A 24,556-nucleotide genomic window follows, 5' to 3' on the forward strand; every position below is an offset into this window, starting at 1 on the left:
ACCCGTTCGCCACTCCGCCCCTCCCGAAGAAGGGGCAGCGTTCGACTTGCATGTGTTAAGCACGCCGCCAGCGTTCGTCCTGAGCCAGGATCAAACTCTCCGTGAATGCTGTCCCGGTATGCCCGGGTCACATCGCGCAGAGCGGCACCGGCGGAAAGGAATGGTTTCCGCGGTGCACAGCGTCCTCGCTGTGTGTTTCAAAGGAACCTCGCCGACTCCTCCGGAACCGGAGGAGCGACGGGGTATCAACATATCTGGCGTTGACTTTTGGCACGCTGTTGAGTTCTCAAGGAACGGACGCTTCCTTCGGCACCCCTTCCGGGGCCCCTCCGGGCGCTTCCCTTCGGTGTCTCCGACCTTACCAGAATCATTTTCCGGTCCGTTTCCGTCCCGTTCGCTGATTCCGGTCGCGGGAACCTACCGGCGCAAGACTGCTTCCGGTTCCCGTTCGGCGGAGACTTAAACGTACTGGAGCGGGGCGCCCGGATGCAAATCCGGGTGCCCCGCCCCCGGTTGAGCCTCAGACCTCGACGACCACGGGGAGGATCATGGGCCGGCGGCGGTAGTTGTCCGACACCCACCTGCCCACCACGCGGCGGACGAGCTGCTGCACCTGATGCGGCTCGGAGATGCCGTCCTGAGCCGACTTCGCCAGGGCTTCGTCGATCTTGGGGATCACCGACTCGAAGTCCTTGTCGTCGATGCCGGACCCCCGGGACTGGATGTGCGGACCACCCGTGATCTTGCCGGTGGTGCTGTCCACCACCACGAAGATCGAGATGATCCCCTCCTCGCCCAGGATCCGGCGGTCCTTCAGCGACGACTCGGTGACGTCGCCGACCGAGAGGCCGTCGACGTAGACGTAGCCCGCCTGGACCTTTCCGACGATCTTGGCCCTGCCGTCGACCAGGTCGACCACCACGCCGTCCTCGGCGATCACGATGTGGTCCTTGGGCACCCCGGTCTGCGCGCCCAGCTCCGCGTTGGCCCGCAGGTGACGCCACTCGCCGTGGACCGGCATCAGGTTCTTCGGCCGGCAGATGTTGTAGAAGTACAGCAGCTCGCCCGCCGAGGCGTGGCCCGACACGTGCACCTTGGCGTTGCCCTTGTGGACGACGTCGGCGCCCCACCGGGTCAGGCCGTTGATCACCCGGTAGACCGCGTTCTCGTTGCCCGGGATCAGCGAGGAGGCCAGGATCACCGTGTCGCCGGGGACGATGCGGATCTGGTGGTCCCGGTTGGCCATGCGCGACAGCGCGGCCATCGGCTCGCCCTGCGATCCGGTGCAGACGAGCACCACCTCGTCGTCCGGCAGGTCGTCCAGCGTCTTGACGTCCACGACGAGCCCGGCGGGCACCTTGAGGTAGCCCAGGTCCCGGGCAATGCCCATGTTCCGGACCATCGACCGGCCGACGAAGGCGACACGGCGGCCGTACTCGTGGGCCGCGTCGAGGATCTGCTGGATGCGGTGGACATGGCTGGCGAAGCTCGCCACGATGATGCGCTTGCGCGCTCCGGCGAACACCTGGCGCAGCACCTGGGAGATGTCGCGCTCGTGCGGTGTGAAGCCCGGCACCTCGGCGTTCGTCGAGTCCGACAGCAGCAGGTCGATGCCCTCCTCGCCCAGACGCGCGAAGGCTCGCAGGTCGGTGAGGCGGCGGTCCAGCGGAAGCTGGTCCATCTTGAAGTCGCCGGTGTGCACGACCATGCCCGCCGGGGTGCGGACGGCGACGGCCAGCGCGTCCGGGATGGAGTGGTTGACCGCGACGAACTCGCAGTCGAAGGGGCCGATGCGCTCGCGGTCGCCCTCGGCCACCTCGAGGGTGTAGGGACGGATGCGGTGCTCCTGGAGCTTGGCCTCGATCAGGGCCAGGGTCAGCTTGGAGCCGATCAGCGGGATGTCGGGCTTCTCCCGCAGCAGGTACGGGACGCCGCCGATGTGGTCCTCGTGGCCGTGGGTCAGGACGATGCCGTCGATGTCCTCCAGCCGGTCCCGCACGGAGCTGAAGTCCGGAAGGATCAGGTCGATTCCGGGCTGCTCCTCCTCGGGGAAGAGGACGCCGCAGTCGACGATGAGCAGCCGGCCGCCGTACTCGAAGACGGTCATGTTGCGGCCGATCTCGCCGAGACCGCCCAGCGGGGTGACGCGCAGGCCGCCCTCGGGCAGTGGCGGCGGGGGGCCGAGTTCGGGATGCGGGTGGCTCAAAAGTCTCTCCTCACCACGCGCGCCACGCGCCCTGGCCGGGCACGTGGCGCGCGATCGTCGTGCACTTGCAGTTGTTGGTCCGTATCCAGTTGTGAAGTCTGTTTCAGAGCTGTACCCCGCCGGCGGCGAGATCGCGCTTGAGCTGCTCCGTCTCCTCCGGGGTCAGCTCGACGAGCGGCATCCGCAGGGGGCCTGCCGGCAACCCCTGGAGCGCGAGGGCGGCCTTGGTGGTGATCACGCCCTGGGTGCGGAACATACCGGTGAAGACCGGCAGCAGCTTCTGGTGGATCTCCGTCGCCTTGGTGACGTCACCGCTGAGGTGGGCGTCCAGCAGCGCGCGCAGTTCGGGGGCGACCACGTGGCCGACTACCGAGACGAAGCCGACCGCGCCGACGGACAGCAGCGGGAGGTTGAGCATGTCGTCACCGCTGTACCAGGCGAGTCCGCTGGTGGCGATGGCCCAGCTGGCGCGCCCCAGATCGCCCTTGGCGTCCTTGTTGGCGACGATCCTGGGGTGTTCGGCCAGTCGGACGATGGTCTCGGTGTTGATGGGAACACCGCTGCGCCCGGGGATGTCGTAGAGCATGACCGGCAGACCGGTGGCGTCGGCGATGGCGGTGAAGTGCCGGTACAGGCCCTCCTGCGGGGGCTTGCTGTAGTACGGCGTGACGGCCAGCAGGCCGTGGGCGCCGGCCCGCTCGGCCGCGCGGGCCAGTTCCAGGCTGTGCCGGGTGTCGTTGGTGCCGGCTCCGGCGACGACGTGGGCGCGGTCGCCGACCGCCTCGACCACCGCCCGCACGAGCTGGGCTTTCTCCGCATCGCTGGTGGTCGGGGACTCACCGGTGGTGCCGTTGACGACGATGCCGTCGTTGCCGGCGTCCACCAGGTGGGCGGCGAGCTGCTGCGCGCCGTCGAGGTCGAGATCGCCGTCCGCGGTGAACGGCGTGACCATCGCGGTCAGGACCCGCCCGAAGGGCGTCTGCGGTGTGGAGGTCGGAGCCATGGGTCCCACGCTACTCGCAGCCTGAGGTCCGGTGTGCCCTCGGGAGCCGGTTGAGGAGCCCGGCACTGTCCGCTCGGGGGTTCAGACAGTGCCGGGTCCGTGGGAAAAGCGTAGACGAACCTCTCCAAAGGCCGCAATCCGGACAGAGATCACGATGGTTCCGTGAGCTACGGGGCGACCCGCCCGTTGGCGTTGAACGCCTCGTGCGTCAGGGGCATGAGGCCGGCCCAGTGCGCCTCCATCCGCTCGGCGACCATCTCGATCTCGCGCTGCGGGAAAGAGGGCACCCTCGCCAGTTCGTGCTGGGTGCGCAGCCCCAGGAAGTGCATCAGCGACCGGGCGTTGCAGGTGGCGTACATCGAGGAGTAGAGGCCGACCGGAAGGGTCGCGCGGGCGACCTCGCGGGCGATGCCCGCGTCCAGCATCTCCTGGTACGCCTCGTAGGAGCGGCGGTAGGAGAACTCCATGGCCTCCACGGCCAGCCGGTGCTGCTCCTCACTGCCCTCCACGAACCGGTACTTGCCCGGACGCCCCTCCTGCACCAGCTTGCGGGAGGTGTCCGGCACGTAGAAGACGGGCTCCAGCTCGCGGTACCTGCCGCTCTCCTCGTTGTAGCTCCAGCCGACCCTGTGGCGGTGGAACTCGCGGAAGACGAACAGCGGGGCGCTGATGAAGAAGGTCATCGAGTTGTGCTCGAACGGACTGCCGTGCCGGTCGCGCATCAGGAAGTTGATCAGCCCCCTGGAGCGCTGCGGATCCTTATCCAGCTCGTCCAGGGACTGCTCACCCGCGGTGGAGACCCGCGCCGCCCACAGCACGTCGGTGTCTGCGGCCGAGTGTTTGACCAGCTCGACGGTCATGTCACTGCGGAAGCGGATGTCGGGGGCGTCGGACACCGGGGATCCTTTCGGTCGTGCCACGCGGGAAGTCGGGGCGGCGCACAGCCTATGGCGGCGACGGCCGCGGGGGCGACCTCGCCCCCGGCTCGCCCCCACTCGCGCGGCGGCGGAGACGGGCGCTGATATTCTTCCGCAAGTAGTGGAAAACGGGCACTTGGCCGAACGTCCGGACGTTCTCCCCGTGGCAGTACAGATCACCTTTCGAGGAGCAGCAGCAGATGGTCCGCCGCGAAGAGTCCGTGCCCTTCGCCTTCGTCGCCGAGTCCGGGCACTTCCGCAGCAACGTCACTCCCCCGCGCCGCCGTCCGTCGAGGACGGACATGGCCGGCCGCGTGCTGCTGGGGGTGGTCGTGGTCGCCGGGCTCGTGGGGTCCCTGCTCCTGGGGATGCCGGCCCTGGAGACCCCGCGGCCGCAGGACGGCAGGCCGGACCAGCCGACCGCCGCCGAGAGCCGCTGATAATCTCCTCGCTCACAGGCCCCCACCCACTGTGTCCGTGAGCGAGGATCCCGTGCCACTGCACTTCCTGACGGCCGACGGCGAACTGGACGCCACCGCCTCCGACGCACCGCTGCCGTACGAGGAGCGGGAGAGATGGCGACGACCGTACCGGCCGGGCCCCTGGCGGGTCGCCGGGGCGGCTCTGGCACTGCTGCTCGCCGCCTACATGCTGATGTCCACCCTGATCATCGCCATGGCCGGCGCCACCGCGGAGGCGGCCGTGTGCCTGCTCTTCGCGGCGCTGGTGATCGCCTACGCGCTGCGGCTGCTGCGTGTGGGGGTGTGGGTCAGCGCCCGCGGGATACGCCAGGTGGGCCTGGTCTCGACCACGACGCTGTCCTGGCGGGACGTCTCGGCCGTACGGACGGTGCAGCAGCCGGTGAAGTGGCTGGGCATGCCGCGGACCGTGCAGGGGCAGGCCCTGCTCGTCGAACCGCGGCGCGGCGAGGCGCTCAGGCCCGTGCTGACCGACCACAACGCCGACTTCCTCTCCCGCCCCGACTCCTTCGACCAGGCGGCGGACGTGGTGGAGGGCTGGGCCGCGGAGAACAGCCGCCCCTAGACCGTGCCGGTCCGCTGGGTCCGGGGGCGGCCGGCGCCGCTCAGGCGGCGGTCTCCCGCACGGGCCCGCCGTCGTGCAGCGCGATGGCCCGCTGCATCGCCTTGCGGGCCCGCGGGGTGTCCCGGGCGTCGTGGTAGGCCACGGCCAGCCGGAACCAGCAGCGCCAGTCGTCCGGGGCGGCCTCGGTCTCCTCCTTGCGCCGGGCGAAGACCTCGTCCGCCGACGCCTTGTCCACGCGTCCGCCCGCCGTCCGCGCGGGCCCGTCCTGCGGCAGCCCGCCCTCGGCCTCCAGTTCCCGCGCCAGGCGGTTCGCGTTCCGGGCGAAGCGGGTGTTGTGCCACAGGAACCAGGCGCCGACGCACGGGAGGACGAAGGCGACGGCCCCCATCCCCATCGCGGCCGGCTCGCCGGTCCTCAGCAGCAGTACGCCCTCCAGGGCCACCACCGCGAAGACGACGACCAGCGAGACGGCGAGGAAGGCATAGGTGATCTTTCCGCCCATGGGTCTCAGTCCAGGTCCATGAAGTGTTCCAGCCCCACGGTGAGGCCGGGGGTGCCGGTCACCCGGCGCACTCCCAGCAGGATGCCGGGCATGAAGCTGCTGTGGTGCAGCGAGTCGTGGCGGATGGTGAGGGTCTCGCCGGTGTCGCCGAAGAGCACCTCCTGGTGCGCCAGCAGTCCGCGCAGCCGCACCGCGTGCACCGGGATCCCGTCCACGTCCGCGCCGCGGGCGCCGTCGAGGGCCGAGGTGGTGGCGTCCGGCTGCGCCGGGCAGCCCGCCTCGGCCCGCGCCGCGGCGATGAGCTGGGCGGTGCGGGTGGCGGTGCCGGAGGGCGCGTCGGCCTTGTTCGGGTGGTGCAGCTCGACCACCTCGGCGGACTCGAAGAAACGGGCGGCCTGCCGGGCGAAGCGCATGGTCAGCACGGCGCCGATGGAGAAGTTCGGCGCGACCAGCACTCCGGTGCCCGGGGAGGCCTCCAGCCAGGTGCGCAGCTTCCCGAAGCGCTCGTCGGTCCAGCCGGTGGTGCCGACGACGCCGTGGATGCCGTGTCCGACGCAGAACTCCAGGTTGCCCATCACCGAGTCGGGGTGCGTCAGGTCCACCGCGACCTGGGCGCCCGCTTCGGTGAGCGCCTCCAGGGAGTCGTCCTTGTCCAGGGCCGCGACGAGCTCCATGTCGTCGGCGCCCTCCACGGAGCGGGCGGCCTCGGAGCCGATGCGGCCCCTGGCGCCGAGGACTGCTACGCGGAGCTTGCTCATGTGCGTGTTCCCTTTCACGGGTACGGGCCCGGCGGGGCCCGGATCGGGCGGGGCCGGCCGGGCCGGCCTGCGGTCAGGCGACGGCGTCGTCCAGGCGGGCGCTCTGCCGGTCGGTCAGCGGCCCGATGACCGACAGCGAGGGCCGCCATCCCAGGATCTCCCGGGCCACCGAGCGGATGTCGTCGGGGGTGACGGAGGCGATCTTCGCGAGCATCCCGTCGACCGAAAGCTGCTCGCCCCAGCACAGCTCGCCCTTGCCGATGTGGTTCATCAGCGCGCCGGTGTCCTCCAGGCCCATGACCGTGGAGCCGGAGACCTGCCCGATGGCGCGGCGCAGCTCCTCGTCCCCCAGACCGTGCGCGGCGACGTGGTCGAGTTCGTCGCGGCAGATCTTCAGCACGTCGTGGACCAGGTTGGGGCGGCAGCCCACGTACACGCCGAACAGGCCGCAGTCGGCGAAGCCCGAGGTGTAGGAGTAGACGCTGTAGGCCAGCCCGCGCTTCTCCCGCACCTCCTGGAACAGCCGGGAGCTCATGCCACCGCCCAGGGCGGCGCTGAGCACTCCCAGTGCCCAGCGGCGCTCGTCGGTGCGGGACAGCCCGGGCATTCCGAGGATGACGTGGGCCTGCTCGGTGGCGCGGTCCAGCAGGTCGACGCGGCCGGCGGTGCGGATGCGGCGCGAGCCGCTGCGGGGGGCGACGGGCTCGGCGTCGGCACGGCCCAGGGCGCCCGCCCGCTCGAAGGCCTCTCGCACCTGCCGTACGACCGTGTCGTGGTCGAGGTTGCCGGCGGCTGCGACGACCAGGTGGGTGGGGTCGTAGTGCCGGCGGTAGAAGCGGGCGATCTGGTCGCGGGTGAGGGCGTTGATGGTGTCGGTGGTACCCAGGACCGGGCGGCCCAGCGGGGTGTCGCCGAGCATGGTCCTGGCGAACAGGTCGTGGACGCAGTCCCCGGGGTCGTCCTCGGTCATGGCGATCTCCTCCAGGACGACGTTGCGCTCGGCGTCGACGTCCTCGGAGCGGATCAGCGAGCCGGTCAGCATGTCGCAGACGACGTCGACCGCCAGCGGCAGGTCGGTGTCCAGGACCCGGGCGTAGTAGCAGGTGAACTCCTTCGCCGTGAAGGCGTTCATCTCACCGCCGACCGCGTCGATCTCCGCGGAGATGTCCAGGGCGCTGCGCCGCCCGGTGCCCTTGAAGAGCAGGTGCTCCAGGTAGTGGGTGGCGCCGTTGAGCGTGGGCGTCTCGTCTCGTGAGCCGACCCGCGCCCAGATGCCGAAGGTGGCGGAGCGGACGGTCGGCACCGACTCGGTGACGACCCGCAGGCCGCCGGGGAGCACGGTCTTGCGGACGGTGCCCGCGCCGTTTCCGGCTGCGGTGGCGGACGGGGACCAGCGGCCGGATGCGGGCCCGGCGGCCGGGCGGGGGGCGTGGTGGGGACGGGCGACGGCCCGCCCCACCGGGGCGGTGGGGCGGGCCGTCGTACGGGGCGTGCGCGTCACTTGGTCGCGGTGTCCTTCGCGTCGGTGGTCTCGGCGCCTTCCTTCTCGTCCTCCTCGAGCACCGGGATCAGCGACAGCTTGCCTCGCTGGTCGATCTCGGCGATCTCGACCTGGACCTTCTGGCCGACCCCCAGCACGTCCTCGACGTTCTCCACGCGCTTGCCGCCGGCGAGCTTGCGGATCTGCGAGATGTGCAGCAGGCCGTCCTTGCCCGGGAGCAGGGAGACGAAGGCTCCGAAGGTGGTGGTCTTCACGACCGTGCCCAGGTAGCGCTCGCCGACCTCGGGCATCGTCGGGTTGGCGATGCCGTTGATGGTGGCGCGGGCGGCCTCGGCGGCCGGGCCGTCGGCGGCGCCGATGTAGATGGTGCCGTCGTCCTCGATGGTGATGTCGGCGCCGGTGTCCTCCTGGATCTGGTTGATCATCTTGCCCTTGGGGCCGATGACCTCACCGATCTTGTCCACCGGGATCTTCACGGTGATGATCCGCGGCGCGTTGGGGGACATCTCGTCCGGGACGTCGATGGCCTCGCTCATCACGTCCAGGATGTGCAGGCGGGCGTCACGGGCCTGCTTGAGGGCCGCGGCCAGCACGGAGGCCGGGATGCCGTCCAGCTTGGTGTCGAGCTGGAGGGCGGTGACGAACTGGCGGGTGCCGGCGACCTTGAAGTCCATGTCGCCGAAGGCGTCCTCCGCACCGAGGATGTCGGTGAGGGTGACGTAGTGGGTCTCGCCCTCGATCTCCTGGGAGATCAGGCCCATCGCGATGCCTGCGACCGGCGCCTTGAGCGGCACGCCGGCGTTCAGCAGCGACATGGTGGAGGCGCACACCGAACCCATGGACGTCGAGCCGTTGGAGCCCAGCGCCTCGGAGACCTGGCGGATGGCGTACGGGAACTCCTCGCGGCTGGGCAGGACCGGGACGATCGCCCGCTCGGCCAGCGCGCCGTGGCCGATCTCGCGGCGCTTGGGGGAGCCGACGCGACCGGTCTCGCCGGTGGAGTACGGCGGGAAGTTGTAGTTGTGCATGTAGCGCTTGCGCGTCACCGGCGAGAGGGTGTCGAGCTGCTGCTCCATGCGGAGCATGTTGAGGGTGGTGACGCCCAGGATCTGGGTCTCACCGCGCTCGAACAGCGCCGAGCCGTGGACCCGGGGGATCGCCTCGACCTCGGCGGCCAGGGTGCGGATGTCGGTCAGACCGCGGCCGTCGATGCGCTTCTTCTCCTTGATGACGCGCTCGCGGACCAGGGCCTTGGTCAGCGAGCGGTACGCCGCGGAGATCTCCTTCTCGCGCCCCTCGAACTGCGGCAGCAGCTTCTCGGCGGCCAGCGCCTTGACGCGGTCGAGCTCGGTCTCGCGCTCCTGCTTGCCGGCGATGGTCAGCGCCTGGGCCAGCTCGTCGCGGACGGCCGTCTCCAGCGCCTGGTACACGTCGTCCTGGTAGTCCAGGTAGATCGGGAACTCGCCGACCGGCTTGGCGGCCTTGGCGGCCAGGTCCGACTGGGCCTTGCACAGGGTCTTGATGAAGGGCTTGGCGGCCTCCAGGCCGGCGGCGACGACCTCCTCGGTCGGCGCCTCGGCGCCGCCCTTGACCAGCTCGACGGTCTTCTCGGTGGCCTCGGCCTCGACCATCATGATCGCCACGTCGCCGTCGGGCAGGACACGGCCGGCGACGACCATGTCGAAGACGGCCTCCTCCAGCTCGCTGTGGGTGGGGAAGGCCACCCACTGGCCGCGGATCAGGGCGACGCGGGTGCCGCCGATCGGGCCCGAGAAGGGCAGGCCGGCCAGCTGGGTGGAGCAGGAGGCGGCGTTGATGGCGACCACGTCGTAGAGGTGGTCGGGGTTGAGCGCGAGGATCGTCTCGACGATCTGGATCTCGTTGCGCAGGCCCTTCTTGAAGGACGGGCGCAGCGGGCGGTCGATCAGGCGGCAGGTGAGGATCGCGTCCTCGCTGGGGCGGCCCTCGCGGCGGAAGAAGGAGCCGGGGATCTTGCCCGCGGCGTACATCCGCTCCTCGACGTCGACCGTCAGGGGGAAGAAGTCCAGCTGCTCCTTGGGGTGCTTCGAGGCGGTGGTGGCCGACAGCACCATGGTGTCGTCGTCCAGGTAGGCCACGGCCGAGCCGGCGGCCTGGCGGGCCAGGCGGCCCGTCTCGAAACGGATGGTGCGGGTGCCGAAGGAACCGTTGTCGATGACGGCCTCGGCGTAGTGGGTCTCGTTCTCCACCAGGGAATTCTCCTCGTCTGCGTCCGTGCCCGTGTGGCTCGGACGGTGGCGGTGGAGCGTCTTCCCGTACGGGCCGGTCTTCGATCGAAGCTCCCGGGACCTTTCGCCCGGGGGCCACTACCGAGGACCGGCGGCGTGAAGGCGCTCCGCCTCGTTCTCGTATGTCGTTGTGGGACCAGACTACAAAGCTTCCGGTCTCCGTGAGTGCCTGTGAGGCACCGCGAGTACGGCGAAGGGAGCGGTCCCCGCCGGGGAACCGCTCCCTTTCACGGCGTACTACCGGGCGCCGGCCGCGCCGCGGCGGATGCCCAGGCGCTCGACCAGCGCGCGGAAGCGCTGGATGTCCTTCTTCGCCAGGTACTGCAGCAGGCGGCGGCGCTGGCCGACCAGGAGCAGCAGGCCCCGGCGGGAGTGGTGGTCGTGCTTGTGGGTCTTCAGGTGCTCGGTGAGGTCCGAGATGCGGCGGGTGAGCATCGCCACCTGGACCTCGGGGGAGCCGGTGTCGCCCTCCTTGGTGGCGAACTCGGCCATGATCTGCTTCTTCGTAGCGGCGTCGAGCGACACGCGATACTCCTTGGATTCTTCGTCGAGGCCACCGAGTGCCCCTGGTCTTCCGCGCAGGGGATCTTCCACGACTCGGGAGGCGGGGTCCGCTGGGCGCTGCCTCCAGGTGGTCACCGGAAGACGCGTACACAAACGGCCGCCGACAACCCTACCAGTCGTGCGACGGGACGCTCACCGCAGGTCGCCGCCGGGCGGCCGGGCGGCCGGGACGCCGGGACCGCCGGAGCTCCCGGGGTGGCACGGGCGCCCGCCTCAGCCGGTCATGCTCCGCGCGGCGGAGTAGGCGTCCAGCACCGCCAGGCACAGCGGGACCAGCGACAGCAGGACGAAGCCCTCCGCGAAGTCGAGGAACCGGCCCCAGAAGGGGGTGACGCCGCGCCGCGGCACGATCAGGCCGATGGCCGTGGCCAGGGCCGCCGCGCCGGCCAGGGCGGCCGACAGCCAGACGGTGCGCAGGTCCAGCGGGCCGCTGTCGCCGGCCAGCAGCTCGCGCACCAGGTCGGCGGGCGGGTTGAGGGCCAGGCCGAGCGCGAGGAGGGCGAGGGCGCCCAGCCCCGCGGCGAGGGTGCAGGCGACCTGGGCGGTGTAGCGGAACAGGCGGGCGCGCGTCAGCGCCGCCAGCCCCGCGGCCAGGGCGAGGAGCTGCCCCCAGCCCGACTCGGAGAAGCCCAGGACGGCCGCGGAGGCGACGACGACGGCCGAGCAGCCGCCGACGAGGCCGAGCAGCGTCTCGTGGCCGCGGCGGGCCTGGGCCGCGATGCGGTCCGCGTCGACGGGCCCGGCGGTGTCGGGGGCGGCGTCGGGGTCCTCGTCGTAGCGCATGGCACCGGTGCGCGGGGCGTTGTAGCCGATGGGAAGCCGGGCGAAACGGGCCGACAGGCCGGGCAGGAAGGCGATGGCGCCGATCGCCACGGGGGCGCACACGGCCGCGGTCTGCACCGGGCTCAGTTCGGCGAGGATGGCGGTGAAGGTGGCCAGGGTGCCGACGGTGGACGCGAAGGCGGCGGCGACGAACGGGCCGTCCCCGCCGGGCGTGGCGGCGATCAGGGCGACGGAGGCCACGAGGACGGCGACGCACCCGAGCAGGAACTGCAGTCTGCCGATGCCGCCGCCGTCCGCCAGGGGCAGCAGCCCGGACCCGGCGATCATCACGTGCGGCAGGGAGGCGAGTCCGAGCGCCGTCGCGCAGGGGCGGTCGTCGTACACCCGGGCCCGTACCGCCGCGAAGGCGATCAGCAGCACTCCGGTGATCGCGGCGAGGATGCCCGGCAGGCTGTGCATGTCGTGGCGGACCGGGTCGGCGAACCACAGCACGAAGGCCATGAGCGACAGCAGCACCACGCCGCCGACCAGCCCGGCTCCGCGCATCAGGTCGTCGCTCCACATCCTGCGGTCCTTCGAGACCGCGGAGGCGACCGCGTCGGAGACGTCGTCGAAGACGGCCGGCGGCAGCGACTCGGCGAACGGGCGGAGGCTGAGGACCTCGCCGTCCAGGACCTGCTGGGCGGTCAGGGAGCGGGCGCTGTCGAGCACGCCGCCGTCGCGGCGCACCAGGTGGTAGCCGACCGGAGCGCCCTCGGCGGAGGTCTGGCCGCTGAGGCGGAGGATCTCGGGGTACAGGTCGGCGACCGGGACGTCCTCGGGGAGGGCCACGTCGATGCGGCTGTCGGGCGCGACGATGGTGACCCGGCAGAAGCCGGTGGCGGCTGCCGGTGCAGTCGTACTCACCTTGAGATCCCCCTCGTGGGCTGCTCGCTGGCTCACTGGCTCATTGGCTCCACACGATGCGCACGGTCCCTCCCCGGGAACTCCGCGCCCTGCCGCGGCTTTTCACCCCCGGCAGGCCGCTCACGCTGCGCATATGTCGCGCGCCACCCTACCGCCCCCCGGCACCGGCGGCTGCCAGTAGTATCGCCCCGCGCGGACGGGGTCCGTCGCCACGGGGGCGTCGGCAGGCACACCACCGTCCCGCTCTGCCCGAGGGATTGATGCTTCCGTGAGCCAGATCGTCGTCAAGCGTCCGCCGCGGGTGCTGCCGCCCAGCGTGCCCGGCGAGGATCTGAGGCTTGAACCACCGCCCGAACTCCCGCGCGGACAGCAGGAGGGCGTGCTGTTCCAGCTCCTGCCGATGCTGGGCATGGGTGGTTCGGTGGTCTTCTTCTTCATGCCGAACGCGCACCCCTTCATGCGCATCATGGGCGTGATCATGATCGCGTCCACCGTGGCCATGCTCATCGCCACCATCGTGCGGTTCCGCCGGGGCACCCAGGGCGAGATGGCCCAGATGCGCCGCGACTACCTCAAGTACCTGGCGCAGACCAGGCGCAAGGTCCGCAGGACGGCGCGGATGCAGCGGGACGCGCAGTACTACCTGCACCCCTCGCCGGACCAGCTGTGGGCCCTGGTCGCCGAGTCCTCCCCGCGCTTCGCCGGGGAGGCCCCCAGCCGGGTGTGGGAACGGCGCGCCGGCGACGACGACTTCGTGCACGTACGCGTCGGCCTGGGCGAACAGCGGCTCGCCACCGCGCTGGTGGCCCCGGAGACGGCTCCGGTGGACGAGCTGGAGCCGCTGACGGCCGGTGCGATGCACCAGTTCCTGCAGACGCAGGGCACCGTCGCGAACCTGCCGATGGCCGTGTCCCTGCGCGCCTTCTACCACCTGACGGTGAGCGGCGAACCGGAGTCGGTGCACGGCGCCGTCCGCGCCATGGTCGCCTCCCTCGTCACCCTGCACTCCCCCGAGGACCTGGTGGTCGGCGTGGTGACCGGGCGGGACGGCGCCGAGCGCTGGGAGTGGGCCAAGTGGCTGCCGCACGTCCAGGTGTCCGGCGTCGCCGACGGCGCGGGCAGCGGGCGGCTGATCACGGGCGACGCGGCGGGCCTGGAGCACCTGCTGGGCGCGAAGCTGGAGGGCCGCCCCCGCTTCAACTCCTCCGGACCGCCGCTGCTGGACCAGCCCCATGTGGTGGTCGTGCTGGACGGCGGCTCCGTGGTGCCGCCGGACTCGATGCTGGCCTCGGCCGAGGGGCTGCAGGGGGTCACCGTCATCGAGGTCGTGCCCGGTGACATCGGCAGTCCGCGCGGCGGTCTGTCGGTGGTCGTACGCCCCGGCGAGCTGCGGCTGGAGTCGGCGCACGGCGCGGTGTACCAGGGGCGGCCCGACTCCCTCTCCGCGGAGGCGGCCGAGGCGCTGGCCCGCCAGCTCGCCCCGCTGCGCGTGGGCACGGGCGGCGACGACGACGAACCGCTGCTGGCCAACCTGGAGTTCACCGACCTGCTGAGTCTGGGCGACGCCGCCTCGGTCGACGTACGGCGCACCTGGCGGCCGCGGTCCACGGCCGAGCGGCTGCGCGTCCCCATCGGCGTGGGCGAGGCCGGCCAGCCGGTCATGCTGGACCTGAAGGAGGCCGCGCAGGACGGCATGGGCCCGCACGGCCTGTGCGTCGGCGCGACCGGCTCGGGCAAGTCGGAGCTGCTGCGCACCCTGGTGCTGGGCCTGGCGGTCACGCACTCCTCGGAGACGCTGAACTTCGTGCTGGCGGACTTCAAGGGCGGCGCGACCTTCGCCGGGATGTCGCAGATGCCGCACGTGGCGGCCGTCATCACCAACCTGGCCGACGACCTCTCGCTGGTCGACCGCATGGGCGACTCCATCCGCGGCGAGCTCAACCGCCGCCAGGAGCTGCTGCGCGACGCCGGCAACTACGCCAACATCCACGACTACGAGCGGGCCCGGGCCGCGGGCGCCCCGCTGATCCCGCTGCCCTCTCTGGTGCTGGTCATCGACGAGTTCAGCGAACTGCTGACGGCCAAGCCGGACTTCATCGACATGTTCATCCAGATCGGCCGCATCGGCCGTTCGCTGGGCGTGCACCTGCTGCTGGCCTCGCAGCGTCTGGAGGAGGGCCGGCTGCGCGGGCTGGAGACGTACCTGTCCTACCGGATCGGTCTGCGCACCTTCTCGGCGGCCGAGTCCCGCGCGGCGCTGGGTGTGCCGGACGCGTACCACCTGCCGTCGGTGCCCGGCTCCGGCTATCTGAAGTTCGGCACCGACGAGATGGTCCGCTTCAAGGCCGCCTACGTCTCGGGCACCTACCGCTCCGGCACCTCCACCGGGGCCGGGGCCGCCGGCGGGCCGCTGCCGGCCGAGCGCCGGCCGGTGCTCTTCACCGCCAGGCCGGTGCCGGTTCCGGCCCCCCGGCGCGCCGAGCCCGCCCAGGCTCCCGTGCCCGCCGCCCCGGCCGACGACGACGCACTGGCCGACACCGTTCTGGACGTCATCGTGCGCAGGCTGGAGAACCAGGGCCCGGCCGCCCACCAGGTGTGGCTGCCGCCGCTGGACCAGGCGTCGCCGCTGGACGAGCTGCTGCCCGGTCTGGCGGCGGTGCCCGGCCGCGGCCTGACCCAGCCGGACTACCCGCACGCGGGCCGGCTGACGGTGCCCCTGGGCCTGGTGGACAAGCCGTTCGAGCAGCGGCGCGAGACGCTGCTGCGCGACTTCTCCGGCGCCGCGGGCCACATGCTGGTCGTCGGCGGCCCGCAGTCGGGCAAGTCCACCCTGCTGCGCACCCTGATCGCCTCCTTCGCCCTCACCCACACCCCTCAGGAGGTGCAGTTCTACGGGCTGGACTTCGGCGGCGGCGGCCTGACGGCGGTGAAGGACCTGCCGCACGTGGGCGGCATCGCCTCCCGGCTGGACCCGGAGCGGGTGCGGCGGACCGTGGCCGAGGTCGCCGGCGTGCTCAACCAGCGCGAGGAGTACTTCCGGGCCAGCGGCGTCGACTCCATCGCCACCTTCCGGCGCCGCCGGGCCCGCGGGGAGATCACCGACCAGCCGTGGGGCGATGTGTTCCTGGTCGTCGACGGCTGGGGCGCCTTCAAGCAGGAGTACGAGATGCTGGAGGCCGTCGTCACCGACATCGCCGCCCGCGGTCTGGGCTACGGCATCCACGTCGTGGTGGCCGCCTCCCGCTACATGGAGGTGCGTCCGGCCCTGAAGGACCAGTTGCTGAACCGGCTGGAGCTGCGGCTGGGCGACACCATGGACTCGGAGTTCGACCGCAGGGTCGCCGCGAACGTGCCCGCAGGCGTGCCCGGGCGCGGCCAGACGCCGGAGAAGCTGCACTTCATGACCGCGGTGCCGCGCATCGACGGCGTCGCCTCCGACGACGAGCTCTCCGACGCCACCGCGGCGCTGACCCGGGCGGTGGCCGGCGCCTGGCAGGGCCCCGCGGCCCCGCCGGTGCGGCTGCTGCCGCGCGAGCTGCCCGCCGACCGGCTGCCCGGGGGCGGCGACCACCCGCGGTACGGCGTCGCCTTCGGCATCGACGAGAACACCCTGCAGCCGGTCTTCGTCGACTTCGAGACCGACCCGTTCTTCCTGGTCTTCGGCGAGAGCGAGTCGGGCAAGACGGCGCTGCTGCGCCTGCTGGCCAAGCAGATCTGCGAGCGCTACACGCCCGACGAGGCGCGCATCGTCGTCGCCGACTACCGGCGCTCGCTGCTGGGCGACATCCCCGACTCCCACCTCATCGTGTACGCCGCCATGTCCAACGCCATGGACACGCACATGGCCGCGATGAAGGACCTGATGGAGAAGCGCACCCCGCCGGAGGACGTCACCCCGCAGCAGCTCCGCGACCGCAGCTGGTGGCACGGCCCGAAGATGTTCATGATCATCGACGACTACGAGCTGGTCTCCACCTCCAGCGGCAACCCGCTGGCGATGCTCGCCGAGCACCTGCCCTTCGCCCGGGACATCGGCGTCTGCTTCATCATCGCCCGCAGCTCCGCCGGTGCCTCCCGCGCCTCCTACGAGCCGTTCATGCAGCGTATGAAGGAGCTCGGGGCCCAGGGCGTGGTCCTCTCCGCCGACCCGGGCGAGGGCGACCTCCTCGGCAACGTCCGCGGCCGGCCGATGCCGCCCGGCCGGGGCCACTTCGTCTCCCGCAAGCGCGGGGCCCCGCTGGTCCAGGTGGGCTGGCTGCCCCCGAGCTGACCCCCTTGCCCCGGGGCGGCGGACGTCCGGCCTCGCCGGCCGTCCGCCGCCCCGGGGCGTTCCGCCTCCGGGGTTCACCGGCGCCGCCGTCGTGCCGTGCGCCGTCGCGGACCGCTTCCGGCGGCGGTTCCCCGACCGGCTCCGGGCATGTCCGCGAGCCGTCTCGAACCGGCGTTCCCCGTGGTCGGGAGGTTGCGCGGACGCCCCTCGGAACGCGTACCGGGCTGTTATCTTGCCCGGGGGCCGTGAGCCGCGGAGCGCCGCGCCGTGCCCCTCACGTTCACCGCCGCCGCACCGCGGACCCGTGCACGGCGTGGCGCGGGAGCACGCTCCCGTCGCCTGCGTCCATCGAGGAAGGACACTGATGGGGACTCAGCAGGAGAAGGACGAGCTGTACGCGATGGACATCTCCGACGCCGTCTGGGAGAGCGCGCCCGGCGGTCCTGAGGACGAGAAGGTGGAGATCGCCCACCTGCCGGGCGGTGCCGTGGCCATGCGCAACTCCAAGGACCCCGACACCGTGCTGCGCTACACCGCCGCCGAATGGCGGGCCTTCGTACTCGGGGTCCGCGACGGGGAGTTCGACCTCAAGCCCTGAGGCCACGCGCCTCGTTTCCCGCACCGGCCGGGAAAGCGGTCGGGCGCCCGGTGACCGGATGCGCATCCGGTCGCCGGGCGCCCGACGAGGCGTCAGCGACTGACCCGGGGGGTCAGAACTCGAACCGCTGGGCCGCCTTGCGGTCCGTCCGCTGGTAGCCGCTGGTCGACTCGACCAGGTTGTCGGCGATGGCGTTGAGGGTGGTGTTCAGGCCGCTGACATCCTGGCTCCAGCCGGCGTGCTTGGCCCTGAAGGCCTGCTTCGCCTCACCGTCCCAGGTGTTGACGACCTTCATCACCTTGTCCTCGAGGTCGTTGAGCTGGTTCGTCAGCTCCTTGGCCGCGTTGCGGACGTCCTCCGACGCGGCGATGACGGTGCCGTAAGTGATCTTGATGGTCATGTCAGCCCCTACCTTCTCCGTATGGCTCGTTACTTGACGGTCGGGGTGATGCCCGTACCCGCGAAGTCGCTGATCGGGCTCGCCTTCGCCAGCTGGTTGAACTTCTCCATCTGGTCGATCTCGTTGGCGGTGAACCCGTCCTTGCTCGCCTCGAGGGCTTCCTCGATCAGCTGGAGCCTGCCGTCCAGCTTCCGGGCGTACTCGTTCGTCTGCCGCTGGAGCCTGTCGTAGGAGCTCGCGGCGTCGCCCTTCCAGGCGCCCTGGATCGTGTCGACCACGGCGTTCAGGTTGGAGATCTTGCTCTTGAGCTTGGCCTGCATCGCGTTGACCTGCTGGATCAGCGACTTGAGATCGGCATCATTTGACTGGAAGTCGCCGCCGCCTTCTCCGGACATACCGTTCTCCTTGAATGGGTTGATGGTGCTCACTGGCTGGTCGTCATGGGCGCTCCGCGTGCGGGCCCCCGTCACGTCCTGCGGATCGTCCTCCGCACGAGAACGAATGCGCCTGCGACCACGATGGCCGCCGCGGCACCCGCTCCCAGGTAGATCCACAGACCACCGTCGTCCTCCGACGCGGCGGCCGCGGTCTCACCCTGGTCCTTCCGGTCCTCGTCCGTTCCCCCGGCACCGTTCCGGTCGTTCTTGCCGTCGCTCTCCCCCTGGGAGGAGGACGCCTTCGGCGGGAGGGTCGGTTCCGTGGCCTCGATCGGGTTCCTGCCCGGGTCTCCGGGATCGCCCTTGCCTTCGAGCAGGTGGATGCGGGGCCGGACGGCACCGTATCCGATGTAGACGCTGGAGGCTCCGTCTTTCCCGTCCTTGCGCCCGGCGGTGTCCACCAGCACACGCAGGACCTGGTTGGCCGTCCAGTCGGGGTTCTTGGCCCAGATCAGGGCCGCGGAGGCTGAGGCGATGGCGGTGGCCGAACTGGTTCCTCCGTCTCTGACGCAGTACTTCCGGAAGCTCTTGTCGCACCACCCGGGCATCTCGCTTCCCGGAGCGGACAGATCCACGTTGACGCCGTACTGGGAGAAGCCCGTCACCTCGCCCTTCTCATCGGTGGCGCCCACGCCGACGACGCCGGGGTACGAGGCGGGGTATTCCGGCCTGTTCTTTCCTTCGGCATCGTTTCCGACAGAAGCGAAGATCAGTTTCCCTTTGCCGATGGCATACTCGACCGCCTCTGCTCTGGCTGGGTCGTAGTACGGGCCGCCGAAGGACATGTTGATGATCTTGGCATCGCTGTCGGCCGCCGCACGGAGCGCCTTCACGTAACCGTCGGTTTTGGACTTACCGTCGAGGCCCTTCAGCGGAATTCGGTACGGGATGACCTTCGCTCCAGGAGCCAGCCCCCGGACGCTTCCGTTCTTCCCCGTCCCGACGATGACTTCGGCCATGTCCGTCCCATGGCCGAGGTAGTCGTCGGTGGCCTCCCCCGGAGCCCCGGTCATGTCCTCTCCAGGCAGCACCTGACCCTGGAGAGCATCGGTGGAGTCGTTGACACCGCTGTCGACGACGGCCACCTTGACGCCCTCGCCCGTGCTGACCTTCCACATCTCCTCGGCCCGCATGGCGTCCAGGTACCACTGCTGCGAACGGACATCGTCCGCTTGAGCTACAGGTGCCGTCCCGACGAGGCATACGGTCCATGCACCGGTTACAGCCAGCACGGAGAGCAGGCGCCGTCGCATCCACCGCGACGGCAGCCTGTGGCCGTGGTCGTGTCCTGCCGTCATCGCCGCTCTCTGTCGTGGGTTAGTCGATAACCGGAGGGGCGATTCCGTTGCGCCCCGTCCGCCAGGTCTCTTCGTCCTCGGTGAGGTAATCGGGCCTGCGGGAGTCCTTCCGGTCCTCCTCGCGGGGGCTCGTGCCTCCGCTGCGGGGCACCGCGCCCGTCGTGCTCTGGCCGCCTCCGCCCGTACCGCCCGTGCCGCCTCTCGCCAGCCCGGAGCCGCCGGGTGTGAAGGGGCGTACCACGCCGCCCTGACCCGGGGCGCTCCGGGGAGCTCCGACAACACCGCCGCCGGTCGCCGCACCCGGCCTGCGCCCGGTGGAGCCGTTGCCCGTCCCCGAGCCGACCGCTCCCGTGCCCGCGGCTCCCCCCGAGGGGCGTCCCGTCATGCCGTGTTCCGCTCCGACCACGGTTCCGCGCGGGAGACGCGGGCCGTTGGACGTCCCTTGGCCCTGCTGCGGAGTGCCCCCGAAGATGCCGCTGCCGCCCCGCCCCACGGGCGGTGTCGTCGCGGTGGGCGCCTTCCCGGGGAGAGGGCCGGAGCCTGTGGCCGGACGGGGGTTCGTGTTGTTCGCCGGTGGAAGGGTGGACGGGCCGCCTGCTCGTCCCGTGCCGGGCTGACCAGGTCCCTGGCCTGGAGCGTATGTGGTCGGAAGCCTGGAGGTTCCCACCTGCTTGAGGTTCCCCCCTCCTCTGTGAGTGGGAGCGGGGGCAGGACCGGGCAGGGCCGGTCCGGGCAGGGCAGGGCCGCCGCCTGTCGGGGCGGGCGGGGTACGCGGACCGGTGTCGGCGGGCGCGGGGGGCGCCACGGGAGCGACGGTGTTCAGGTCCGTACGCACAGGTTCCTGAGGGGCTGGCGCTCCTCCGACGAAGCCGGGCTCGCCCGGAGGGGAAGGTGTCGATCCCACGCCGACGGTCTGCGAGCCGCTGACGATTCCGCCATTCCCATGACCAGAAGACGCGGAGACGCCCCCACCCCCGGGGACGGGTTTCCTCCCGTCCTCGCGCGGCGCCGGCGGCATGCCGACGTTCGGCATCGGGCCGAACTCCGGTTCCTCCAGGCCCTTCATGTTGTCGTGCGAGACCTTGTAGTAGGAGGCCAGGCGGTTCATCTGGTTGATGGCCTCCTGGCGGTCGTCCTCCTTCTTCTTGGCCAGCTTGTACTTCTCGTTGGACTCGACGCGCTCCTCGGGCGGGATGCTCTCCAAGCGCGGCGCTGCCATGACCGCCGCGTCGCGCTCGGGCATACCGCCGCGCACCATGGACAGGCCGACTCCGGCGGCCTTCAGCTGGGTGCTGGCCTTCTCGGTGAAGTCCGCCAGGAGGAGGGTGTTCCTGCTCAGCTTCCGGCCCCACTCGCGGAAGCTTTCGCCGAACTCGCCCTCCCAGTCGACCTTGTCGATGTGCTTCTTGAGGTCGTCGCCGATCTGCCTGATCTTGCCACCCGCGTCCCAGAGGGTGTCGGCGGCGTTCTCGATGTCGGCCGGGTCCGCGTCGTCCACCAGGGAGAACATCTCTTCGAGGTCCTTCTTCTCGAAGTCCGTGGTGCCCATGACGCTGTTGCGCGCGGCCACGCCCCCGAACAGGTCGACCGGGACGAGGGCGCCGCTGCGCTTGAGGTCGGTCATGACGAGCTGTCCTGCGACGAACGGCTCCTCGGGTCTGTCCTGCCCGTCCTGCCTGTCCTTGTCGGTCACGGTCGTACCTCCCCCGTCAGTAGGTGACCCCGGTGGCCTCGTCCTTGGGCGGCTGCTTGCTCGCCGCGTGCTGCTGCTGGTGCTGGTGGGCCCTGGTCTGGAGCTCCCAGAAGCGCCGCTTCAGATCGTCCTCCAGGTTGCCGAAGCCGACGTCGGCGCCGTGGACGGCGATGCGCATGGCCTCGATCTGGTCGCCTAGGACTCCGGAGAGCCTGGTGAGCTGGGCGTGGACCCGGGCGTACTGCGAGTAGACCCCGTCGGCCTCGGCGAACTCGCCCCCGAAGGAGGAGCGCTTGACCTCCTGCTGCCCGACCTTCGTGGGAGAGGCGGGCGAACTCTCCAGCTCCTCGAGGATGTTGTCGACCCGGTTCTTGAACTCCTTGAGCGACTCGAGTTCACCCTTGAGCTTCTCGGTCGGCACCCCCATCAGGCTCCCCCTCCGCCTGCTCCAACGCACATCCCGATCCGTGCCCCATCACTCTAGCCACTGCGTGTGACACGGCGGCAACCCGGTTCTCCCGGCCGTCACATGAGCGCCCCGGCCCCGGAACCACGGAAGCCGCCCCGCTCCCCGGCCGGTCCCCGTCTGCGCCGCCAGTCCCGGTACACCAGCGAGCCCCCGGCGATCACCGACACCAGGACGCCTCCGCCGACCACCGTGTAGGTGCCCAGACGCCTGTCGCGCTCCTGCGGGGTCTCACCCAGGTGGAGTTCGGCCGGGGTGGGGGGTTCGGCCCGGTCCACGCCCTCATGGGCCACCGGCTTCTCGATCCGCCTGTCGTCCTCGGTCAGCGCCCGGACGGGATCGACGACGCCCCATCCCACGTGGCGGTCGTGCCCGGGTACGGACCGCTCGGCGGTCTGCGCGATCTGGGCGGCGATGTGGTGCGGCTTCCAGTCCGGGTGCTCGGCCACCAGCAGGGCGACCACACCCGCCACGTAGGGCGCCGAGAAACTGGTGCCGTTGTCGGCGCAGTGGCCTCCGCCCGGGACCGTGGAGACCATGTCGACGCCGGGTGCCGCGACGTCCACGAAGTCGCCCGACTGGGAGAAGGGCGCCCTCTCGTTGTTGCGGTCGGAGGAGGCGACGGCGATGACGCCCTCGTAGGAGGCCGGATAGGTCTCCTTCACGTTGCCGCCCAGACCGTCGTTGCCGGCCGAGGCGACGATGACGACGTCCTTGGCCAGCGCGCGGTTCACCGCCTGCTCGAGTCTGGAGTTGGGCCGCAGGGGCTTGGCGGTGTCCTGCGAGATGTTGACGACCTTCGCCCCGACGTCGACCGCGTGGTCGATGGCCTCGGCCATGCTGTCGGTGTTCCCGTTCCCGGCGGCGTCGTTCTGCTGGATGGGGACGATGGTCGCCTCGGGGGCGATGCCGACGAAGCCGGTGTTCCCGGCCGGGCGTGCGGCGATGATGCCCGCGACCTTGGTTCCGTGGCCGACGGTGTCCTCCGTGCCGTCCTTCGCGGGGGGCTCGGGGGTGTTGCCGTACTCGTCCTTCTTGGGGGCGGGCAGGTTGCTCATGCCCAGTCCGGCGTCGACCGCGTCCTTCAGCTGGGGGTGGTCGTCGTCCACTCCGGTGTCGATGACCGCGACCTTGACGCCCTTGCCCTTCGTCTTCTCCCACAACTGGTCCAGGATCACCCGCTTCAGGGACCAGGGCCTGCCCTCGAAGGGCTCGGCGGGGAAGGTGCACTGCCCGGTGTCGGCGGCGGCCGGCGGCGCCCAGGCCAGGGGGGCGGCTACGGCCCCCAGGGCCGCCAGGCCGATCGCCGCGGCCGTCGGGAGCGCCGCCCACCGCAGCGGCGCGGGCGTTGAGGTGGCCGAGGTGGCCGAAGTGTGCGTCATCTCGCCCTCCCCCGGCTCAGGAACCCTGCGGCTGCTTCGCCGCGTTCGTGCTCAGCCTCGGCCCGGTCGGCAGGAAGCCCGACCAGGCGGCGGGCACCGGCACCGGCCGGACTCCCTCGTAACCGAGCATGATCTGCGCCTGGTTGCCCTCCCGCACGCTCTGCTGAGGGTCCTTCTTCCTGCCGTCCGTGCCGATCTCGGACTCGTCCTGGCCGCTGTCGGTGTTCGCCTGCACCGCGTAGCGCAGGCCGGTGTCGGTCACCAGGAAGACGCCGCCGGAGCCGGTGTCACGCCCCGTGACCTGGCGGAAGAGCAGGCCGGAGCCGGGGGTCACGTACGCGCTGGTGGCCCCGTTGGGGAGGGTGGCCGGATAGTCCTCGCCCGCCCAGGTGCTGAGCGTCGCGGTGCCCTTCTTCTCGTCGACGCCGTGCAGCACGTTGCACAGGGCGTCCCGGCCGCTGCCCGTCCGGTTGACCGCGCTCGGTTCCGCCTCGGGCCAGTCCAGGCTGTCGCCGTAGAAGGTGCTCTCGGGCCGGATGGCGCCGGCGCTGACCTCCCGGGCCTTCCCCTGCTGGCCGAGCGGGGTGGCCTGCGGGCTGTTGAGCAGCAGCTTGGCCATGAAGTCGGTGACCGGCCTGATCTGGCCCCTGAGCACCACGTAGTGCTGGTGGCCGGTGCCGGAGGGGGCGCGCAGCACCATGCCGACCTGGTTGGCCTCGGCGTCCAGGTCGCCGGGGGCGCCGGCCGGGGTGCCCAGTCCGTCGATCCCCTCGGGGAACAGGATCGGGTCGCCCTGTCCGAACGTCCTGAGCCAGTCGGCGCTGACGTCCTGGGGCCGTGTGCTGCCGACGACGGTGCGCAGCAGCGTGTCATCCGCCTCGATGCGGTACGCGGTGCCCCGCGCGTCGATGATGTGGAGTTTCCTGTCGGGGTCCCTGACGTACATCACCTGGCCGCCGCGCAGCCGGTTCCTGCCCTCGACCCGCTTCTCGTCCCGGTCTGCGAGGACGAAGACCGCCTTCTGCACGCCGTCGTCGCCGGGCTGGACGCACACGGCCCAGCGCTTGGCCTTCGTCGCCTCCTCCTTGCCGGGCAGCCGGTCGGGGGCGTAGGGGATGCCGAGGGTGGCGCCGTGCGGGATCCTCCCGCTGTCGAGGACCTTCTCGTCGACCTCGACGATCCCGAACTTGCTGGGGTCCAGCAGGAGTTTCGCGGAGGCCAGGTTGAGCACCGGGTGGAGCTGCTTCTTGCCCCTGGTCTCCAGGACGACGTAGCGGGTGGTGGACTCGCTGCCGATGATGACCTTCTCACCGGGGTTGTCCCAGCCCTTGGGAGCCTTGGGTTTGAACATCCCCCAGGCCCCGAAGCCGGCCAGGATCACGGCCCCGATGACCAGTCCGGGGAGCACCGCCCGCAGCGGGCGCGGCGCCCCCTCCTCGGTCCCGGTCGGTGTGGGCTGGAGGAATGCCGAGACCAGCCGCTTCTTGGCGAAGGTGTAGGCGTTGAGCTCGTCCCGCCGTGATGCCATCTCTCGCTGCTTCTCCCCGCTGGTGGGCCCGGT

At 71.1% G+C, this 24,556-nt stretch carries 20 protein-coding genes and 1 rRNA gene; 4 read left to right on the plus strand and 17 right to left on the minus strand.

Going from position 1 to position 24,556, the window contains the following annotated elements; all coding sequences use genetic code 11:
* The 4 genes from ACLIYP_RS13700 to thyX form a co-directional block, all read right to left on the minus strand.
* Positions 1–106 (minus strand): 16S ribosomal RNA (locus ACLIYP_RS13700); the annotation flags it as partial.
* Between the two features lie 414 nt (positions 107–520).
* Entirely contained in the window at positions 521–2,206 is a 1,686-nt protein-coding gene (locus ACLIYP_RS13705) for a ribonuclease J (RefSeq protein ID WP_412713401.1), read from the minus strand.
* Positions 2,207–2,309: 103 nt separating this feature from the next.
* On the minus strand, positions 2,310–3,209 hold the full coding sequence (gene dapA, locus ACLIYP_RS13710) for a 4-hydroxy-tetrahydrodipicolinate synthase (protein WP_093662287.1): 900 nt from the start codon (positions 3,207–3,209) through the stop codon (positions 2,310–2,312).
* Positions 3,210–3,376: 167 nt separating this feature from the next.
* Positions 3,377–4,069: an FAD-dependent thymidylate synthase gene (gene thyX / locus ACLIYP_RS13715; protein ID WP_412713422.1), complete on the minus strand. Its 693-nt coding sequence runs from the start codon at positions 4,067–4,069 to the stop codon at positions 3,377–3,379.
* 257 nt (positions 4,070–4,326) lie between these two features.
* Between thyX and ACLIYP_RS13720 the strand changes: the two genes are divergently transcribed.
* A complete protein-coding gene (locus tag ACLIYP_RS13720) occupies positions 4,327–4,566 on the plus strand; it encodes a hypothetical protein (RefSeq protein WP_412713402.1) in 240 nt (79 codons plus the stop codon).
* 52 nt (positions 4,567–4,618) lie between these two features.
* Positions 4,619–5,170, plus strand: coding sequence for a hypothetical protein (locus ACLIYP_RS13725; RefSeq protein WP_412713423.1), 552 nt, complete (start codon positions 4,619–4,621; stop codon positions 5,168–5,170).
* A 40-nt stretch (positions 5,171–5,210) separates the two neighbouring features.
* Here the strand turns inward: ACLIYP_RS13725 and ACLIYP_RS13730 are convergent, their stop codons facing one another.
* From ACLIYP_RS13730 to eccD, 6 genes are all read right to left on the minus strand, one after another.
* Positions 5,211–5,672 (minus strand): hypothetical protein, encoded by a 462-nt coding sequence (locus tag ACLIYP_RS13730; RefSeq protein WP_093662279.1) that lies wholly within the window; start codon positions 5,670–5,672, stop codon positions 5,211–5,213.
* A gap of 5 nt (positions 5,673–5,677) precedes the next feature.
* Positions 5,678–6,430 carry a 4-hydroxy-tetrahydrodipicolinate reductase gene (dapB, locus tag ACLIYP_RS13735; RefSeq protein ID WP_412713403.1) on the minus strand — a complete coding sequence of 251 codons (753 nt, stop codon included), beginning with the start codon at positions 6,428–6,430 and terminating at the stop codon, positions 5,678–5,680.
* 73 nt (positions 6,431–6,503) lie between these two features.
* Entirely contained in the window at positions 6,504–7,931 is a 1,428-nt protein-coding gene (locus ACLIYP_RS13740) for a M16 family metallopeptidase (RefSeq protein WP_412713404.1), read from the minus strand.
* Positions 7,928–10,159: a polyribonucleotide nucleotidyltransferase gene (locus tag ACLIYP_RS13745; RefSeq protein ID WP_412713405.1), complete on the minus strand. Its 2,232-nt coding sequence runs from the start codon at positions 10,157–10,159 to the stop codon at positions 7,928–7,930. The genes ACLIYP_RS13740 and ACLIYP_RS13745 overlap by 4 nt, the downstream gene beginning before the upstream one ends.
* Positions 10,160–10,435: 276 nt before the next feature.
* A complete protein-coding gene (gene rpsO / locus ACLIYP_RS13750; RefSeq protein WP_093662273.1) occupies positions 10,436–10,723 on the minus strand; it encodes a 30S ribosomal protein S15 in 288 nt (95 codons plus the stop codon).
* Positions 10,724–10,975: 252 nt separating this feature from the next.
* Complete coding sequence (eccD, locus tag ACLIYP_RS13755; protein ID WP_412713406.1) at positions 10,976–12,451, minus strand: type VII secretion integral membrane protein EccD; 1,476 nt, start codon at positions 12,449–12,451, stop codon at positions 10,976–10,978.
* A gap of 268 nt (positions 12,452–12,719) precedes the next feature.
* Between eccD and eccCa the strand changes: the two genes are divergently transcribed.
* Both eccCa and ACLIYP_RS13765 read left to right on the plus strand, forming a co-directional pair.
* Positions 12,720–16,721: a type VII secretion protein EccCa gene (eccCa, locus tag ACLIYP_RS13760; RefSeq protein WP_412713407.1), complete on the plus strand. Its 4,002-nt coding sequence runs from the start codon at positions 12,720–12,722 to the stop codon at positions 16,719–16,721.
* A gap of 364 nt (positions 16,722–17,085) precedes the next feature.
* Positions 17,086–17,319 (plus strand): DUF397 domain-containing protein, encoded by a 234-nt coding sequence (locus tag ACLIYP_RS13765; protein ID WP_031508379.1) that lies wholly within the window; start codon positions 17,086–17,088, stop codon positions 17,317–17,319.
* Positions 17,320–17,431: 112 nt separating this feature from the next.
* Here the strand turns inward: ACLIYP_RS13765 and ACLIYP_RS13770 are convergent, their stop codons facing one another.
* From ACLIYP_RS13770 to eccB, 7 genes are all read right to left on the minus strand, one after another.
* Positions 17,432–17,719, minus strand: a complete 288-nt coding sequence (locus ACLIYP_RS13770) for a WXG100 family type VII secretion target (RefSeq protein ID WP_412713408.1) — start codon at positions 17,717–17,719, stop codon at positions 17,432–17,434.
* Between the two features lie 29 nt (positions 17,720–17,748).
* Positions 17,749–18,114 (minus strand): WXG100 family type VII secretion target, encoded by a 366-nt coding sequence (locus ACLIYP_RS13775; RefSeq protein WP_412713409.1) that lies wholly within the window; start codon positions 18,112–18,114, stop codon positions 17,749–17,751.
* Between the two features lie 71 nt (positions 18,115–18,185).
* The gene (locus ACLIYP_RS13780; RefSeq protein ID WP_412713410.1) at positions 18,186–19,409 is read right to left on the minus strand and encodes a S8 family serine peptidase; all 1,224 of its coding nucleotides are present in this window, start codon (positions 19,407–19,409) and stop codon (positions 18,186–18,188) included.
* A gap of 64 nt (positions 19,410–19,473) precedes the next feature.
* A complete protein-coding gene (locus ACLIYP_RS13785) occupies positions 19,474–21,147 on the minus strand; it encodes a WXG100 family type VII secretion target (protein ID WP_412713411.1) in 1,674 nt (557 codons plus the stop codon).
* A gap of 16 nt (positions 21,148–21,163) precedes the next feature.
* Positions 21,164–21,574 carry a hypothetical protein gene (locus ACLIYP_RS13790; protein WP_412713412.1) on the minus strand — a complete coding sequence of 137 codons (411 nt, stop codon included), beginning with the start codon at positions 21,572–21,574 and terminating at the stop codon, positions 21,164–21,166.
* Between the two features lie 98 nt (positions 21,575–21,672).
* Positions 21,673–22,995, minus strand: coding sequence for a type VII secretion-associated serine protease mycosin (gene mycP / locus ACLIYP_RS13795; protein ID WP_412713413.1), 1,323 nt, complete (start codon positions 22,993–22,995; stop codon positions 21,673–21,675).
* 16 nt (positions 22,996–23,011) lie between these two features.
* Positions 23,012–24,523, minus strand: a complete 1,512-nt coding sequence (eccB, locus tag ACLIYP_RS13800; RefSeq protein WP_412713414.1) for a type VII secretion protein EccB — start codon at positions 24,521–24,523, stop codon at positions 23,012–23,014.
* Positions 24,524–24,556: the final 33 nt, after the last annotated feature.

This window comes from Streptomyces nanhaiensis, assembly GCF_046614825.1.
Lineage (GTDB): Bacteria > Actinomycetota > Actinomycetes > Streptomycetales > Streptomycetaceae > Streptomyces > Streptomyces radiopugnans.

Coding starts and splice junctions, on each gene's coding strand:
- dapA (WP_093662287.1), bottom strand. CDS start 3,209: ATGGCTCCGACCTCCACACCGCAGACGCCCTTCGGGCGGGTCCTGACC.
- thyX (WP_412713422.1), bottom strand. CDS start 4,069: ATGACCGTCGAGCTGGTCAAACACTCGGCCGCAGACACCGACGTGCTG.
- ACLIYP_RS13720 (WP_412713402.1), top strand. CDS start 4,327: ATGGTCCGCCGCGAAGAGTCCGTGCCCTTCGCCTTCGTCGCCGAGTCC.
- ACLIYP_RS13730 (WP_093662279.1), bottom strand. CDS start 5,672: ATGGGCGGAAAGATCACCTATGCCTTCCTCGCCGTCTCGCTGGTCGTC.
- dapB (WP_412713403.1), bottom strand. CDS start 6,430: ATGAGCAAGCTCCGCGTAGCAGTCCTCGGCGCCAGGGGCCGCATCGGC.
- ACLIYP_RS13765 (WP_031508379.1), top strand. CDS start 17,086: ATGGGGACTCAGCAGGAGAAGGACGAGCTGTACGCGATGGACATCTCC.
- ACLIYP_RS13770 (WP_412713408.1), bottom strand. CDS start 17,719: ATGACCATCAAGATCACTTACGGCACCGTCATCGCCGCGTCGGAGGAC.
- ACLIYP_RS13775 (WP_412713409.1), bottom strand. CDS start 18,114: ATGTCCGGAGAAGGCGGCGGCGACTTCCAGTCAAATGATGCCGATCTC.
- ACLIYP_RS13780 (WP_412713410.1), bottom strand. CDS start 19,409: ATGCGACGGCGCCTGCTCTCCGTGCTGGCTGTAACCGGTGCATGGACC.
- ACLIYP_RS13790 (WP_412713412.1), bottom strand. CDS start 21,574: ATGGGGGTGCCGACCGAGAAGCTCAAGGGTGAACTCGAGTCGCTCAAG.
- mycP (WP_412713413.1), bottom strand. CDS start 22,995: ATGACGCACACTTCGGCCACCTCGGCCACCTCAACGCCCGCGCCGCTG.
- eccB (WP_412713414.1), bottom strand. CDS start 24,523: ATGGCATCACGGCGGGACGAGCTCAACGCCTACACCTTCGCCAAGAAG.